The following is a 16,325-nucleotide window of genomic DNA, read 5'->3' as shown; positions in this document are numbered from 1 at the left end:
TTTTCGGGCTCCACGGAGAGCATCGAGCCGAGATTCGCCATCCCCAGATCTGCGTCGACGACGGCCACGTCGTAGTCCATCTCCTGCAAGACGGCCCCGAGATTTACCGCGGTCGTCGTCTTCCCGACGCCGCCCTTGCCGCCTGCAATCGTACACACATACCCCGCCATAGTCTGATTGCTTGGGTACAATGCAGGCAGTCATATAAATTCGATTGTCATCCATCTCGTCACAAACGGTTCGCTGCATACCGGAGACAGTGCTGTAACGTCTATACACTGTCAGTTTTGCACGCTACTGTTACCCATGATAATTATTATCTTTGATATTCGCCGAGCAAAGACACGCAGGGCGATAGCTTCACCATCGACGCGTCAGTGTCCGGCGATGGCATCCAGAACGTCGAAGCGACGCTCTCCACTCCGGATGGACTGTCCTGCTCGCCGTCTGGCTCACAGACCATCGGACTCAGCGACGGCAGCGGGTCAGCCACGTTCGACTGCACTGCCGACGCCACCGGTGACTACAACGGCGAGGTGTCGGTGTCCGTCACCGCCGATGAGTCCGGCGGCACAAACACCTACTCAGACACCAGACAGACCGGCCTCGACGTGCTCAGCCCCGCCAGTCTCTCGCTGACGACCTCGGTCGGCTCGACCGACCTCGATGACGGCGAGACGACCACCGTCGACGCTGTCGTCCACAACAGCGGCGACACGTCGACGAGCTACACCGTCTCAGTCGCTGATTCCGACGGCTACTCGTACTCGCTAGCGTCCGGGACAGCGAGTGGAGACATCGCCGGCGGAACGACCACGACTGTCACCTACGACATCACTGCTGACAGCGGCGGCGACTACGACCTCACCGTCACCACAGACGGCGGCAACGGCCAGTCGCTCTCGGAGACGGACACCCTCTCAGTGTCGGGTTCGAGCAGCAACGGCGGAGACAGCGGCAATGGCGAAACCACTACTGAGGCGACGACAACCACCGAACAGGATACGCCCGAAAGCGAAACACCGACAGCGACCGTCAACCCCACTGCCACCGCCGAACCAGAACAGCCGACGACTGCCACCGCCGAATCGACCGTAACCGACGGGACGGCAGCGACGGCAACCATGGCTGACAGCGTCGGCGGCACTGATGGCGAATCAAGAGACGAACCCACGGCCGGGTCCGGTCCCGGCTTTACCGTGCTCGTCGCAGTTATCGCACTGCTCTCGGCTGCCGCGCTGGCTCGTCAGCAGAGCTGAGTCGGTCGCCGTTCCGGCACGAGGACCGCTCACTCCGTTCGCGCCCCTCGCTGTCAACAGGTTCTTACGCCACCTTGGCCAACATAGAGTAATGAGCGAGCAGCAGGAACAGGAACAATCTGACAAGCAGAAATACGAGTTCCGGAAGGTCATAGAGGAACTCAAAGGGTACCAGGGTTCGGGCACCCAACTCGTCTCTATCTACATCCCCGAAGACAAGCTGATCAGCGACGTCGTCGCCCACGTCACCCAGGAACACTCCGAAGCTTCGAACATCAAATCGAAGGACACTCGGACAGCGGTGCAAGACGCGCTCACTTCGATCAAGGACCGACTCCGGTACTACGACGTGCGGCCACCCGACAACGGACTGGTCGTGTTCTCGGGCGCGTTCGATACCGGCGGCGGCCGGACCGACATGGTGACGAAGGTCCTCGAATCCCCACCAGACCCCATCGAATCGTTCCGCTACCACTGTGACTCGGAGTTCCTCACCGAGCCGCTGGAGCACATGCTGGCAGACAAAGGGCTGTTCGGGCTCATCGTGCTCGACCGGCGCGAGGCAAACGTCGGCTGGCTGAAGGGCAAACGCGTCGAGCCTGTCAAGTCCGCCTCCTCACTGGTCCCGGGCAAGCAGCGGAAAGGTGGTCAGTCCGCCCAGCGTTTCGCCCGCCTCCGGTTGGAAGCCATCGACAATTTCTATCAGGAGGTCGCCGGCATGGCGAACGACCTGTTCGTCGCCGACCGCCACGAAATAGACGGGATCCTCGTCGGCGGCCCCTCACCGACAAAAGACGAGTTCCTCGACGGCGATTATCTCCACCACGAGCTACAGGACATGGTGCTCGGGAAGTTCGACGTGGCCTACACCGACGAGTCAGGGCTGTACGACCTCGTGGACGCGGCCGACGATGTGCTGGCCGAACACGAGATGCTCCGGGACAAGGAGCTCATGGAGGACTTCTTCAAGCAGCTCCACAACGGGGACAAGGCCACCTACGGGTTCGACCAGACGCGCCAGAACCTCAACATGGGCGCGGTCGAACAGCTGCTCATCTCCGAGGACCTCCGGAAAGACGTGGTCGCCTACACCTGCGAGAACGGCCACGATGAGTACGACCTCATCAACAGCAGCGCCGGGACTGACGACCACGAGTGCTCCCGCTGTGGGGCCACGGTCGACGCTGACGACGGCGAGCGTGAAGACGCCATCGACCACCTGATGGAACTGGCCGACCAGCGCGGCACTGAGACGGTATTTATCTCCACTGACTTCGAGAAAGGCGAACAGCTGCTGACCGCCTTCGGTGGCGTCGCCGGCCTGCTGCGCTACTCGACGGGCGTCTAACGCGCCAGTCGTTCTCTTCTCTCTGTATGTCTTTGACCGATGGCACCACCACCACCGGCTCCACCGAAACGCGCGACGTTAGAGCCGTCTCTCAGGGCGTGGGTGAAACGGTCGACCTGTCCGCTCACAGCAACTGTTCGAGTTGCCGACGGCGGCGACCGAGGTCGACGTGGGCCGCCTCGCCGTAGCTGGCGTCGAGACGGTCCAGTACCAGCAGCGGATCGACGCCCTCGCGTTCGACTCGCTCCAGTAACGCGGTGATCTCCTCACGGTGCATCGCGAGCGAATCGAGCAGTCCGACCAGCAACACCAGCGGGACCGCTGCGCCGTCGGCATCGGGAATTGCACCGTCCAGATCCGAGAGGTCGGGCACAGCAGCGGGCGGCTCCGTTTCCGGGTAAAGCGCCAGACAGGACCGGCAGACGCCAGCGCCCGGTTCGTTTCCGGGGAGAAGCTGCTGGAGGTCGTCTGGAACTGGGAACGAAACGAGGTCGCCACCGCAGTCGGGACAGGACATACTCAACAGGAACGGGAAAGCGCAAAAACGATACCGGTCAGGACGGGTCCCCTGTTCAGTCGTCAGCAGTGACCGCTTCGGGCTCTTCTTCCGCTTCCTCTTCGGCCGCTAACGCGTCTTCCTCTTCTTCCTTCTTGGCTTTGATCTTCTTCATGCGGAAGATCTCTTCGCGCTCCTGCTCTTCGAGTTTCTGCTCGATGTACTCCTGATTGTCGTAGAGGTCTGGCAGGAGTTTGAATTCGAGGGCATTGACACGGCGCTTCGTGGTCTCGATCTCCTCGAGCATCTTCTTCATCGCCGTCTCGACTTCGGCGGCAAGGATGATATTTTCGAGCAGTTCCTCGTAGGCCTCGGCAGCCTCGTCGATGCGGGCCGAGGTCCCCATGACGCCGTACCCACGCTCGTCCAGCGATTTCCGGACTTTGCTGGACTCGATCTGCGGGACAACGACGCCCATGATGTTCTTGGACTGGGTCGTCAGTTCGGGGTGTTCTTTCAGTGCTGCGGCGGCCCCACGGACGGCCACGTCGCCCTCCATCGCCCGGGCCATGTTGATCGCGCGCTGGGCCCGCTCGTAGGAGCCGTCGAGGTCTTCACGGACGTCCTGTGCCTGGTCCAGAATGTCCATGAACTCCATGATGAGGCCGTCACGCTTCTTCTCCAGCGTGTCGTGCCCACGCTCGGACAGCTCGATGCGGTCCTCGATCTGCATCAGATTCTTGCGCGTGGGTTTGACGTCCTTAGCCATTACGGGTCTTTTTTCGACGTAGGCAGTTAACGGTTTCCAGTTATTTCGGTTCGAGCGCTGCCGCTTCCGGACTGACACGCAAAAAAGCGAAGTCGACGAACGGTCGCGGTTAGTCGTCTGCAGGCGTTGCGCCAGTTCCGGTCGTCTCGGCCGCGCCGTCGAGCACGCCGTGGCTCCGGAGCAGGATGATACCGAAGCCGACCTTCGCGACGAGGTCGATGACCATGAAGCCGGCCGTCTCGATTCCGATACCGACGAGGCCAAGCCCCTCACTGCCGACGAGCCACCAGACTGGGTAGACCAGCCAGACGACAGTGACGAGGTTGCGCAACGTCTTGAACGTGCTTCGCGTGTCACTGGGCAGGTTTGCAACCCGGCCAGACAGCGAACTGAACAGGAAGTACAGCAGGACCAGCAGGAAGGCAGTGCTGATACCCCACCAGACCAGCCGTTCTGCACCGGCAGACAGCACGCCACTGCCTGCACTCAGCGTTGCGACCACACCAGTACCGATCATCAGCACGTCGAGGCTGACGAGCGAGTAAATGGTGTTGCGGTCTGCACCTGCAAGCAGTCCGAGGTCATACAGCAGCAACGGCGTTGTGAACAGCCAGTCGGTGTATCGCGCCCAGTAGATGGGGTGTTGTTCGCCGCCGAACTCGATGAACGTCAGGCCGAAGCCAAGCGCCATCGCGAGGTAATTCACGAACGCGATTGCCGTGATCAGTATTGTCGCGATGTAGAACTTCTGACGCCGGCCGTCAGTTTCGCCCCAGCCGCGCGCGATGAAGTATAGCATGCCGAGGAACATGCCCGCTGTACCTAACCACAGCCAAATTCCTTCGCTCCCTGGTGCTGGCATAGTGCATTCTAGTGTAGGAGGTCAACGCTAAACAGTCGCGTACCCAAAATATATGGTATAGATTGAGGGATGCCGGAGAAAGTAAGCCGTCGCGTCAGGCCTCGACGGTTTCGGCGGTCTCGTCCTCGCGGTAGTGCTCCTCGATGAGGTCCTCGTCGATGCGGTTCAGCGCATCTTTCGGAAGCATCGAGAGCAGGTCCCAGCCGAGTTCGAGCGTTTCGTCGATACTGCGGGCCGTGTCGGTCCCCTGATCGACGAACTCCTCCTCGAAGCGGTCGGCGAAGTCCAGATACTTGTTGTCCAGTTCCGACAGCGCCTCGCGACCGACGATGTTCACGAGGTCGCGGAGGTCCTCACCCTCTGCGTAGGCGGCGAAGATCTGGTCTTTCACGTCAGCGTGGTCGGCGCGGGTCAGCCCCTCGCCGATGCCGTCGTCCATCAGCCGCGACAGGCTCGGCAGGACATTGATCGGCGGCTGGATGCCCTGGCTGTTGAGGTCGCGGTCGATGTAGATCTGGCCCTCAGTAATGTACCCGGTCAGGTCCGGAATCGGGTGCGTGTCGTCGTCGCCCGGCATCGTCAGGATCGGGAGCTGGGTCACAGAGCCCTCGCGGCCCTCGATCCGACCGGCACGCTCGTAGAGCTGTGCCAGGTCAGTGTACATGTAGCCGGGGTAGCCACGCCGGCCCGGGACCTCCTCACGCGCGGCACCGATCTCACGCAGTGCCTCACAGTAGTTGGTCATGTCCGTCAGGATGACCAGCACGTGATAGTCCTTCTCGAAGGCGAGGTACTCGGCGGTGGTCAGCGCCAGCCGCGGCGTAATCGTCCGCTCGACGGCCGGGTCATCCGCGAGGTTCATGAAGACGACGGAGCGTTCCAGCGCGCCGGTGCGCTCGAAGTCGTCCATGAACTCGTTCGCCTCTTCGGCCGTGATACCCATCGCACCGAAGATGACAGCGAACTCCGAACCCTCGTCGTCTTCGCCGTCTTCCTCTTCCGGCACCGTCGCCTGTCGCGCGATCTGGAGCGCCAGGTCGTTGTGTGGCAGGCCGGAGGCGGAGAAGATCGGCAGCTTCTGCCCGCGGACGAGCGTATTCATGCCGTCGATGGCCGAGACGCCTGTCTGGATGAACTCCTCAGGGTACTCCCGGGAGAACGGGTTGATTGCCTCACCGACGATGTCACGGCGTTCGTCGGGGACGATCTCCGGGCCGCCGTCGATCGGCTGGCCGGTCCCGTCCATGACCCGCCCGAGGAGGTCCTCGGTAACGGGCATCTTCATCGTCTCGCCAAGGAAGCGAACCGAGGCATCGCGGTCGATACCTTCGGTCCCCTCGAACACCTGAATGGCGACGTAGTCGCTTGCGGATTCGAGCACCTGGCCACGGCGGGTCTCGCCGTCGCTGAGCTCGATTTCGACGATGTCGTCGTAGCCGACCGGTTCGTCAGTCTCAACGAACACCAGCGGTCCGCTGATCTCTGTGATTGTCTGATACTCTTTCATTGTTAGTACAGCTCCCGCAGTTGAGACTCGATGTCGTCTTCGAGGTCGTCGATGTACTCGTTGTAGTCTTCCTGCACGCCGATACGGTTGAGCCGCGGCGCGGCGTCGATGTCGGTGATCTCCTCGACGGGGACACCGGCATCCAGCGCCTCGAAGGCCGCATCGTTGTACGTCTTGGCGGCGTCCATGATGCGGTAGGTCTTCTCGGGCTCACAGAACGTGTCCACGTCGTGGAAGGCGTTCTGCTGGAGCCACGCCTCGCGCAGGTAGCGGGCGATCTCGAGCGTCAGCTGCTGGTCCTCCGGCAGCGCGTCCTTCCCGACGAGCTGGACAATCTCCTGCAGTTCCGCTTCCTCGTCCAGCGTGTCGATAGCCCACTGGCGCGTCTCCGGCCAGTCGGCTCGGACGTTGTCCTCGAACCACGGGTCGAGCTGGTCGCGATACAGCGAGTACGACTCGTTCCAGTTGATAGAGGGGAAGTGCCGGCGTTCGGCCAGGTCGGCGTCGAGCGCCCAGAACGTCTTGACGATACGCAGCGTGTTCTGGGTGACCGGCTCGGAGAAGTCCCCGCCCGGCGGTGAGACGGCCCCGATAACTGAGACGGAGCCCTCGGTGCCGTTGATATTCTCGAAGTACCCGGCACGTTCGTAGAACTCGCTCAGGCGAGCGGAGAGGTACGCGGGGTACCCCTCCTCACCCGGCATCTCCTCAAGTCGGGACGAAATCTCACGCATGGCCTCGGCCCACCGTGAGGTGGAGTCAGCCATCAGCGCCACGTCGTACCCCATGTCGCGGAAGTACTCCGCGATGGTAATCCCCGTGTACACGCAGGATTCGCGTGCCGCGACGGGCATATTCGACGTGTTGGCGATGAGGCAGGTCCGGTCCATCAGCGCGTTGCCGGTGGTCGGGTCCTCGAGTTCCGGGAAGTCCTCAATGACCTCAGTCATCTCGTTGCCACGCTCGCCACAGCCGACGTAGACGACGATGTCCGCGTCGGCCCACTTGGCGAGCTGGTGCTGGGTGACCGTCTTCCCGGACCCGAACGGACCGGGAATGGCGGCCGTTCCGCCCTTCGCAATCGGGAACAGCCCGTCGAGCACGCGCTGGCCGGAGATGAGCGGTTCCGTCGGGGTCTCCTTCTCGACGGTTGGTCGCTGCTGGCGCACCGGCCACTCCTGGTGCATCTGGATTTCTTCGCCGTTATCCAGTTCGACGACGGTCTCTTCGACGTTGAAGTTGCCCGATTCGATGGCGACGACTTCGCCACCCTCGGAGTCGGGCGGGACCATCACCTTGTGGTCGATACTCGGCGTTTCGGGGACGGTGCCGACGATGTCGCCGGCCTCGACCTCGTCGCCTTCCTCGACTTCAGGGGTGAACTCCCAGGTCTTCTCCAGGTCGATGCCCGGCGCGTCGACACCACGGTCGAGGAACGCCGACCCCATCTTCTCTTCGAGCACATCGAGCGGGCGCTGGACACCATCGTAAATGGCGTCGAGCATACCCGGCCCGAGGTCCACGGAGAGGGGCGAGCCCGTCCCTTCGACGGGTTCGCCGGGGGAGACACCGGAGGTCTCCTCGTACACCTGAATCGTGGTGATATTTCCTTCAATCTCGATGACCTCGCCCATCAGCCCTTCCGAGCCGACGTAAACGACGTCGTTCATCCGGGCGTCGAGGTCCCGAGCCGTTACGACCGGTCCCGAGACGCTTTCGATAATGCCGTCCTCGCGGACGTCTGTGTCTGTTGCTTGACTCATGGTTAGTCCTCGTCCATCAGGTCGATACCGATGGCTCGCTTGATCTGTTCACGCAGTCCGCCGCTCCCAGTGCCGCCGCCGAGCGTGACCATCACCGGCTCGACACTCGTCTCCGCGTCCTGCCTGACACCGCGAGAGAGATGTGACAGGTCGTCGTCGTGCATCACGACGATACCGACGTCGTCGTCGTTGAGCATCTCCTCGACGGCGTCGTCGAGCTGCTCGTCTTTCTCGTCAGCAGGCACGTCCGCGAACTTGCGGACGCCGGCCAACCGAAAGCCCGTCGTGAACTCCGGACTTCCGATGACACCTATTTCCTGGCTCATAGTATCACCAGCTCCTGTTCGATTTCGTCGGGGCCGAGGCCGGCCTCGCGACCGCGGGCAATGGCCCGGATGTTGTCGACCTCGCGTTCCTTCGCGAGGACGTAGGACAACACCGGACAGACCGACAGCGGATATCGGTTCGAGAGCCGGTCGGCGTATTCGAGCAGCGCCGCGTCAAGCGCCCGCTCGAAGTCGATGAGGTTGTCGGCCTCTTCAAGCGCCGACAGGGCCTGATCGAGGTCGTCGCCGTACTTGCTCTCGCGAACGGCACTGACCAGTTGGTCGAGATTCGTCGACAGCTGTGCGACCTCCTGTGCGTCGAACAGCTGGCCGCCCTCGATGAAGTACTCCGAGGGGTCGATGTCCGCGCCAGTTCGGGCCAGCCGGAGCGCGTTCCGGAGGTTGCGGAAGTCGACTTCCGTCTCCAGAAACTCCACGTACAGCCCGGTCGGGCTGTCGATCTCTGGGTTGTCCGGAAGCCCCGACAGCAGCGTTTCGTAGAACGCGCGGTCGAGCGCGTTCTCCAGCGGCACGAGGACGCCGCTTTCCTCGTACACGTCGAACGCTTCGGCCAGCGACTCGCCGAAGATTGTGTCGTCGAGTTGCTCGACGACCTCCTCGATAGAGCCGGCGTTCAGCAGGTCCTCGATGCGCCGGTCAGTGAACTCACCGGCCCGGATGAGGTCGTCCTCGATCTCCGTCCGCTCCGCGTCCGAGTAGAGCCCGCGGATGACAGTTTTGGCGTTCCACACGTCGAATTTCCGCAGGTAACGGGCAATGTAGTCGTACAGCGCGCCCTCAGACCAGCGAAGCAGGTCGTCGAAGTGTTTCGCGAGGTTGCGGTTCAGCGCGTACTCGACGAGGTCGACGCCGTCGTACCGGGAGCCGAGCGCATTCATTTCGGTCTCGTACTCCGTTTCCTCCATGAAGCGGGCGATTTCGCCCGTCCCCATGCGGACCAGCTTCCGGTAGTCGTCATCGTCGAACAGGGACGCACTGCGGGCACGGACCCGTGCGATGACGTACTCGTAGTTGCTTCCCTGGCCGCTCGTTCCCGTTCGCGAACTCATTGGTCTTCGAACAGGCGGTCGCTAATTGCTTTCAGGTTGTCCTCCCAGACGTCCTCAAGGATGGAATCAAACGTGTTGTTCACACGGACTCGTGACGCGTTGCTCTCGACGACGACGCCGCCGAGGCAATCCCGCTCACCGGCGTACGTCGCGCCGTCGTAGTCATCGAGTACATCCTCGAGAAGCGACTGGTCCGACGCACGGCCATACACCGACAGCTCGTCGCTGTCGTCGAATTCATCGACAGCGGCGTCAAGCAGTGCGCGTGTCAGTTCCTCTCGTCTGTCCCCTTCGAGGGCCGCAAGCGCGTCCTCGACGTCGCCGTGAACGTCTTCGAGGATGTCACGCCGGGCGTTGAGTCGAGCCTGTTTGGCCTCGAGCTTCGCAGAGGAGAGTCGCTGCTCTCGCTCCTGCTCGATGGTCCGCTCGACCTCAGCCTCGCGTTCCTCGCGGATCTGGTCGGCGTCAGCCTCGGCGTCGGCGATAATCTCCTCGGCACGTTCGTCGGCCGCGTCGCTAATCTCCTGAGCACGCGCGCGGGCCTCGTCGCGGATATCCTCTACGACTGTTTGAAGGCTCATTATTGGAAAAAACGGAGTGTTGTTAGACGACGAAGACGACGACAAGCGCGAGAATGACGAGCGTTTCCGGCAGGACTGTCAGGATGAGCCCGCGGCCGAACATGCTCTCGTCTTCTGCGATTGCGCCGACGGCGGCGGCCCCGATCCCACGTTCCGCATACCCCGAACCGAGCGCGGCGAGTCCGACTGCGAGTGCTGCGCCGGCTGAAGCCGGAATAGCTGGAGCACTGGCGGTACCTTCCTGCAGTACTGCGTTGACAAGGAGTGCGATGGTTTCGATCATGGATGTGTAGTCTCTGGAATTGCTCGTGTCCGAACAGGCGTATGTGAATCCACGTAGTTCATAAAGCTTCCCAAAACGGTTCGTCAGCGTGCTGTTCGGGCGGTTTAGGGGCTCAGCTGTAGTCGGTTGTGAGCGTGTAGCAGTCGACACCCGCGACGCAATTGGCAAAACCGGCAGTAAACAGCGACAATTAGCCCGACAAGAAAGGAAGCGCGCGATCAGTCCTCAGTCGTGTAGTTGCGTTCGTAGCCGAACGGGTTGTACCGCTTCCCGCCGCCTTCGAAGAACTTGCCGAAGAACTCCACGTACTCAAGTCGGACGCCCTGCAGTCCGGCGCTGGTGATACCGAGCACCAGCACGAGCAGGTGACCGATCACGAGGATGAGAACACCGACCAGCGCGCCGGCGATACCAGAGTGAACGAGCCCGGGGAACATGATCGCTTCCGCGCCGTATTCGGCGACCGCCCATTCGGGCCCGTGCCCGATGAGGAAGTGGAATTCCCCATGGTGGGAGTAGGCGCCGAAGAACAGCAGGTTGACCACGAAGGCCATCCCTGCCTTGGCCAGCAGTACAGCGGCCAGTCGTGTGTACGACAGAACGTTCACGAGCACGTTGAGGAACTCGACGACCTCAATGGGGTCGGCAAGCGCCAGCAGGACGAGACCAGCGAAGAAGAGGATGAGCCACGCCGAGAACGGCGCGCCCAGTCCCGGAATCGTGAAGAGGTTTATTGCTGGCAGTCCCGTGAAGCCCCACGCGTACGGGTTCCCGGCGAAGACTCCTGCCTCGGCGGTGTAGAGGAAGTCAGGTGCTGCGCCGTTCGCGCCGGAGAACACCCACGCCCAGAGGCCGAATAGCATCAGCAGCCAGGACCCGCTCTCGGTGATCGCGTCCCAGAGGCCGTGATTCAGGTTCTCGACGAAGTCGAAGATCCAACCCGCAGCGAGGTGAACCGTCCCGGCGAGCAGGCTCATCGTCAGCCAGGCCAGCGCGTAGCCGGAGTAGGTCGGCTGGAGGCCCTTGTGCATCGGCGGACTGCCACCCCAGACAATTTCTCCAAGCTGGTGAAGCCCGAAGAATTCGCCGTACAGCACACCGAACAGCGCGGTGAACCCACCAGCCCACATACCGACGCCACCGAGGCTCTTCAACACGTCACTGTCGACCTTCGAGTACAGCCCATAGCCCAGCGCCAGATACAACAGCCCGTAGCCGAGGTCACCGATCATGAACCCGAAGAAGGCCGGGAACGTCAGGAAGAAGGCGACTGTCGGGTCAAACTCGCCGTACTTCGGTCGGTTGACGACCTCGACGAGATCTTCGAAGGGCCGGACACCGCTCGGATTGTCCTGAATAACCGGCGGCGCGTCGTCACCCATCGTGATGACACCGCCGTCAGCGACGGTCTCCTGCGGTTGGCTCTCGCTCTCCGGCTCAGGAGCGTCGACGGAACTGCCGACGGGTTCGCCGCCGTTGCCGCCCTCGCGCTCGACTTCTTCGTGAGACTCCGCGTGCCCCTCACTATTGTACTCGGCAATCTCGATTCGGTCGATGTCGACAGCATCGCCGACAGTACTCGAAAGGGCCCGCTCGAACGCCTCATAGCGCTCGTTCGGAATCCAGCCCTCGGCGATGAAGGCGTTTTCCGTCGTTGCGAAGGTGAGTGGCGCTTCGCCCTTCTGGGCCTCGATAGCCAGTTTCTCCTCGGCGGCGAGCAGGAACCCGGCGTGGTCGAGGCGGAGTTCGTTGAGTTCGTCCTCAACTGTCGAGAGCTTCGATTCGAGCTGTTGTTTCTCGTGTTCCAGCTCTTCGAGATATGATGTCGGGTTGCCGTCGCCCTCCGGCACTTCGAGCCGGGAGAACGTCGCCCCAACCAGTGCGTCCTGCAGGGCGTCTTCGTCGGCCTGTGCGAACACGGCGACGACGCTGTCCTCGGTGAACAACTCGAACGTGCCGATGTCGCTCTCTGTGAGGACGGCCTCGATCTCGTCGCTGTCACCCTCACCGACGACGACTGACAGCGAGTCGTAGCCACGGAGCAGGTCGAGATCGATTCCCAGCGCAACGAACGGCGCCATCGTGTTGATCTGGTCCTCAACAGCCCGGAGTTCGTCCCGGACATCGTCGCGCCGGTCGTCGAGTTCGTTGACCGCTGTCCGAACCTCGTCGAGTTGCTCCTCGATCGCCTCGTCGGTGACAACTCGGGTTGGGCCGGCGTCCTCCTCACTGACGTCCAGAATGGACTGTAGCGAGCGAACCGTGACAAGCTTGTCCGAAACCTCGTTGGTTCCGGTAAGCGAGTTCCCCGGTTCGAATCCGTCCCAGGAGCCATCATACTCGGTGACGTGGAGCATATCGAGGTCGTGGACGGCCTCAATAGTCTGCTCCATCGCGCGTTTCGACCCCGTCACCGAGACGCGGCACATCTTCTCAGGTCTGAGCATGCACCGCCTCCTCAAACAGGTCTGTGACGTATTCGACTACCTCGTCGATCTGTTCACTTGCCTGCTGTTCGAGGTCGTCGCGAGCGCTCTCACCGTCTTCGATGATTTGCTCGCGTTCGGCCTCGATCTCTTCGCGAGCCGATTCAAGACGGTCCTCGGCAGCCGCCTCGGCCTCTTCCCGCGCGGATTCGCGGATCTCGTCGGCCTCCTCGCGAGCCTCCGCGATGCGGTCTTCGCGGTCTTGTTCGGCCTCTTCGACGATCTCGTCGGCCTCCTGCTCGGCCTCCTGTATCCTGTCAAGAACTTCTGGCCGTGGCATTCTCTAATCATGTGAGCGTTGCCAGAGCGGCTATTTGGTAGTTGCGAAGTTTCCCCGTGTGATACAGCGGCCGAAATCCGGGGAATTATGACCGCCAAGTCCTAAGCTGGCAGTAATGGGAGTCCTCGAGAACAAAGCCCGCGCGCGGACGTTCTACAAGTATCTCTCGAAGGTGTACGACCAGATCAACCCCTTCATCTGGGACGAACGGATGCGCGACGAGGCGATCGCAATGCTCGACCTTTCGCCCGACGATAAGGTCCTCGATGTCGGCTGTGGCACCGGCTTCGCCACTGAGGGGCTGCTCGAACACGTCGATACGGTGTACGGGCTCGACCAGAGCCCCCACCAGCTCTCGAAGGCTTTCGAGAAGTTCGGGAAATTCGGCGACGTACGCTACCACCTCGGTGACGCCGAACGACTCCCGTTCAAGGACGACAGTTTCGACGCGGTGTGGTCCTCGGGGTCAATCGAGTACTGGCCCAACCCCGTCGACGCGCTTGCTGAGTGTCGCCGACTGACCAAGCCCGGCGGCAAAGTCCTCATCGTCGGCCCCGACTATCCAAACTCGACCGTCTTCCAGAAGATGGCCGATGCTATCATGCTGTTTTACGACGAGGAGGAGGCTGACCGGATGTTCACCGAGGCCGGGTACGAGGAGTTCGAACATCACATTCAACAGTCCCGCCCGGGCAGTCCGCGTGCGATCACAACGATTGCAGAAGTGCCCGAATAACAGCGAGTCCCACGGTTCCTGCGTCGCTACACCGACCCACTGACAGGCACTCGAACCCGGTCGCCGTCCTGTGTGATAGCAGTAACCGTGTACTCCCCACGAGGTTCGACCGTCCAGAGGGCGCCGTCTGTGCCGGTCGTGCCGATTCGTTTACCGTTTATTTTGACGGTCGCATCGTCCGTAGAGCCCGTACTGTTGTCAATGACTGTGACGAGCAATGGACCGGACTCGAAGGACTGCTGGACTCGGACGCGAACTGACTGATTCACGTTTGTCGCCACTTCCGACCGGTCGACCGTCGTCAGGTCGAGGGTCTGGGTTTCGTAGAAAACATTTGCCGTGCCGCCGTCGAGATACGCGGTCAGCCGTCCGTTCGGATGGTCGGCCTGAATCTGGTAGATAGCACTCCGGCCGTACGTCTGAACGGACGGGTACTGCTCGCTGTAGAGCCACGGATAGAGGTTCTCCGCCCGCGTGTTGACCGCACCGAGGGAGTCGTTAGTCTGTGCGAACTGGTCGACTGCCGTCTGTTCGCGGTCCTGACCGAGATACGTCTCGCGCGTGTACTGGCCGTCCGAGACCGTCGACAGCATATACCCCTCCAGTGATGCTTCGACGTACACCGCATTCGGCTCAGTCTCACCGGCGGTTTCAGCACTGATACGCTGGCTTATCGGGCCGCGATACGTCTTGAGCACGCCCCTGTTGTTTTCCAGGCGGAAGCGCTGAGCCGGTGAAAGTGAGTAGTCCGGTGCGGTGCCAGCGGTCGCCCGGATCCGGTCAAGTCGGGTGGCCAGCTGGCGGGACTCAGCATCGATCAATGCCAGCTGCCGCAGGAACTCAGTCGCGGTGATTACACCATTGGCGTATTGTTGGATAGCGGCCTCGTTCCGTTGTTCCAGACTCGTTCGCTGACTTTCGATATCGGTCAGTGTCTCGTCGACGAGGCGGTCGCGGGCAGTCTCGCTGTCCTGCTGGAAGAACTGTCGTTCAAAGGTCGTCGTCGCGTAATCGCTCCGGAGGTCACTGGACCCGGCCGCAACCGCGACGCCGACATCGATCGAGGACCGGTTGTACGTCGTTGACCTGACGTCACTGGCCGGGATAGCGAGATGGTTCGTCGTATTGTCGACGGGCGTGACCTGTGGTAACTGGTCGCTGCCCCCAGCGGTCTGGGCCGGCGGAGCGAACCCGGTCACCGGGGCAGCCACGGAAACGACCATGAGGAGGATTACACCGACTGCGGGGAGGGGACGCATCAGCGATGAATACTCACCCACCGTACAAAAATCTCCCCATTCTCCATATCTCAATAATTGCCTGAGAAGGCACGAGACCTTTCAAAGCGTCCGCTGACGTTTTATTCTTGGATGGAAAGGGTTTTGCCCCCAGAACGTTCATCGGTGAACGAGAATGACCCCGCGGGTTTCAGGTGCCCTCCTCCTCCTTGTCCTGTTTGCCCTGTTGGCGACCCCGCCGCTTGCGACAGCGGCAGCGACGGATGATATTCCCGCCCAACAGACGACCGGGACACCGGCACCGGTCGCGGAGAACACGACGTTCGCCCTCCAGATACAGTCAAACGGCGACGCCAAGTGGACGATAACGGACACCTATGCGCTTGACGAGACTGAGACTGAGTGGTTTAGAGACACCGGTGAGCAGTTCGCGGAGGAGGACGGCGAGGGAGTGTGGCTGCCGGCGTTCCGGGAAGCTAAAGACGAGGCCAGTACGGTTACCGGTCGCGAGATGGAGATCACCGATGTCGAACGTCGGTACGAGGTGTCAGACCGAAAGGGACAGCTGATTCTCGAATTCACGTGGACGAACTTCGCGGTCGTCACCGACGAGAACATCGTCGTCGGGGACGCGTTCAATTCCACGGACGGCACGTGGTTTGGGACACTGACCGCCGACCAGCGATTCGTCATCTCACCACCGTCCGGATACGGGGTCGAAAGCGCCCCGAGCGCCGTCGACGACGGAAAGCTAGTTTTCGAGGGGCAACGGACGTTCGAGCCAGGGTACCTGTCCGTTGTGTACACTGGGGAACAACCGGATACTCGAACGCCAACGGAGGGCCCGGAGTCGATCTTCAGCGGCATCGGTTCGGCCTGGATCGGCGGGGTCATACTGATGGTGCTGCTCGTCGGGGCCGTCAGTTACATGTTCAAAACGGGGTACACTGACGCACTACCATCGGTTGGAGCCGAGAACGACGACGGAGACGACAGCACCGGGACGGCAGCGCGAGCGAGCGATACCGGAACCTCGGACGATGTCGATGTCGAACTCCTGAGCGACGAGGAACGCGTCGAGCGGCTCCTCGAAGAGAACGGCGGACGGATGAAACAGGCCCGTATCGTCTCTGAGACCGGTTGGTCGAACGCGAAGGTGTCGCAGTTACTCTCATCGATGGACGAAGAGGGTCGCATCGACAAGCTCCGTATCGGTCGGGAGAACCTCATTTCGTTCCCGGATGAGGACATCACCGACTTCGACGAGTAACCCGGAGCAGGTGAGTGTAAACAAGCCGGGCGTGGTTTCTGGTTCGAAAAC

Annotated in this window: 17 protein-coding genes; 4 read left to right on the top strand and 13 right to left on the bottom strand. The window is 61.7% G+C overall.

What is annotated here, in order from left to right; translation table 11 throughout:
- A partial coding sequence (locus G9463_RS13550; protein WP_165896974.1) for a P-loop NTPase occupies nt 1-170 on the bottom strand: 170 nt, incomplete at its 3' end.
- 207 nt (nt 171-377) lie between these two features.
- Here G9463_RS13550 and G9463_RS13545 point away from each other — a divergent pair.
- Together G9463_RS13545 and prf1 are read left to right on the top strand one after the other, a co-directional pair.
- Complete coding sequence (locus tag G9463_RS13545; protein WP_165896973.1) at nt 378-1,259, top strand: PGF-CTERM sorting domain-containing protein; 882 nt, start codon at nt 378-380, stop codon at nt 1,257-1,259.
- 91 nt (nt 1,260-1,350) lie between these two features.
- Nucleotides 1,351-2,607: a peptide chain release factor aRF-1 gene (prf1, locus tag G9463_RS13540; RefSeq protein ID WP_004964526.1), complete on the top strand. Its 1,257-nt coding sequence runs from the start codon at nt 1,351-1,353 to the stop codon at nt 2,605-2,607.
- Nucleotides 2,608-2,731: 124 nt separating this feature from the next.
- Here prf1 and G9463_RS13535 read toward each other — a convergent pair whose 3' ends face one another.
- From G9463_RS13535 to ahaH, 11 genes are all read right to left on the bottom strand, one after another.
- Nucleotides 2,732-3,124 carry a DUF6276 family protein gene (locus G9463_RS13535; RefSeq protein WP_165896972.1) on the bottom strand — a complete coding sequence of 131 codons (393 nt, stop codon included), beginning with the start codon at nt 3,122-3,124 and terminating at the stop codon, nt 2,732-2,734.
- Nucleotides 3,125-3,179: 55 nt separating this feature from the next.
- Entirely contained in the window at nt 3,180-3,872 is a 693-nt protein-coding gene (locus tag G9463_RS13530) for a V-type ATP synthase subunit D (protein ID WP_011224645.1), read from the bottom strand.
- A 109-nt stretch (nt 3,873-3,981) separates the two neighbouring features.
- On the bottom strand, nt 3,982-4,734 hold the full coding sequence (locus tag G9463_RS13525; protein ID WP_011224644.1) for a bacteriorhodopsin: 753 nt from the start codon (nt 4,732-4,734) through the stop codon (nt 3,982-3,984).
- Between the two features lie 94 nt (nt 4,735-4,828).
- Nucleotides 4,829-6,241, bottom strand: a complete 1,413-nt coding sequence (locus G9463_RS13520; protein ID WP_007189221.1) for an ATP synthase subunit B — start codon at nt 6,239-6,241, stop codon at nt 4,829-4,831.
- A gap of 2 nt (nt 6,242-6,243) precedes the next feature.
- The gene (locus G9463_RS13515) at nt 6,244-8,004 is read right to left on the bottom strand and encodes an ATP synthase subunit A (protein WP_004964538.1); all 1,761 of its coding nucleotides are present in this window, start codon (nt 8,002-8,004) and stop codon (nt 6,244-6,246) included.
- 2 nt (nt 8,005-8,006) lie between these two features.
- Nucleotides 8,007-8,330: a V-type ATP synthase subunit F gene (locus tag G9463_RS13510; protein ID WP_165896971.1), complete on the bottom strand. Its 324-nt coding sequence runs from the start codon at nt 8,328-8,330 to the stop codon at nt 8,007-8,009.
- Nucleotides 8,327-9,400: a V-type ATP synthase subunit C gene (locus G9463_RS13505; protein ID WP_165896970.1), complete on the bottom strand. Its 1,074-nt coding sequence runs from the start codon at nt 9,398-9,400 to the stop codon at nt 8,327-8,329. Before G9463_RS13505 ends, G9463_RS13510 begins: the two co-directional genes overlap by 4 nt.
- Entirely contained in the window at nt 9,397-9,981 is a 585-nt protein-coding gene (locus G9463_RS13500) for a V-type ATP synthase subunit E (RefSeq protein WP_165896969.1), read from the bottom strand. Before G9463_RS13500 ends, G9463_RS13505 begins: the two co-directional genes overlap by 4 nt.
- Nucleotides 9,982-10,003: 22 nt before the next feature.
- Complete coding sequence (locus G9463_RS13495; RefSeq protein ID WP_004518385.1) at nt 10,004-10,264, bottom strand: F0F1 ATP synthase subunit C; 261 nt, start codon at nt 10,262-10,264, stop codon at nt 10,004-10,006.
- 218 nt (nt 10,265-10,482) lie between these two features.
- The gene (locus tag G9463_RS13490) at nt 10,483-12,711 is read right to left on the bottom strand and encodes a V-type ATP synthase subunit I (protein ID WP_165896968.1); all 2,229 of its coding nucleotides are present in this window, start codon (nt 12,709-12,711) and stop codon (nt 10,483-10,485) included.
- Nucleotides 12,698-13,030 (bottom strand): ATP synthase archaeal subunit H, encoded by a 333-nt coding sequence (gene ahaH, locus G9463_RS13485; protein WP_004964552.1) that lies wholly within the window; start codon nt 13,028-13,030, stop codon nt 12,698-12,700. Before ahaH ends, G9463_RS13490 begins: the two co-directional genes overlap by 14 nt.
- Nucleotides 13,031-13,145: 115 nt before the next feature.
- On the opposite strand from ahaH, the gene G9463_RS13480 reads away from it, so the two are divergent.
- Entirely contained in the window at nt 13,146-13,766 is a 621-nt protein-coding gene (locus tag G9463_RS13480; protein WP_004964555.1) for a methyltransferase domain-containing protein, read from the top strand.
- A gap of 26 nt (nt 13,767-13,792) precedes the next feature.
- Here the strand turns inward: G9463_RS13480 and G9463_RS13475 are convergent, their stop codons facing one another.
- A complete protein-coding gene (locus G9463_RS13475; RefSeq protein ID WP_165896967.1) occupies nt 13,793-15,025 on the bottom strand; it encodes a hypothetical protein in 1,233 nt (410 codons plus the stop codon).
- Between the two features lie 154 nt (nt 15,026-15,179).
- On the opposite strand from G9463_RS13475, the gene G9463_RS13470 reads away from it, so the two are divergent.
- The gene (locus G9463_RS13470; RefSeq protein WP_165896966.1) at nt 15,180-16,274 is read left to right on the top strand and encodes a hypothetical protein; all 1,095 of its coding nucleotides are present in this window, start codon (nt 15,180-15,182) and stop codon (nt 16,272-16,274) included.
- Nucleotides 16,275-16,325 lie beyond the last annotated feature (51 nt).

This window comes from Haloarcula sp. JP-Z28 (genome assembly GCF_011440255.1).
Taxonomy (GTDB): Archaea; Halobacteriota; Halobacteria; order Halobacteriales; family Haloarculaceae; genus Haloarcula; species Haloarcula marismortui.
The sequence above is the reverse complement of the archived record's forward strand: the minus strand, read 5'-3'. Positions and strand labels throughout refer to the sequence as shown.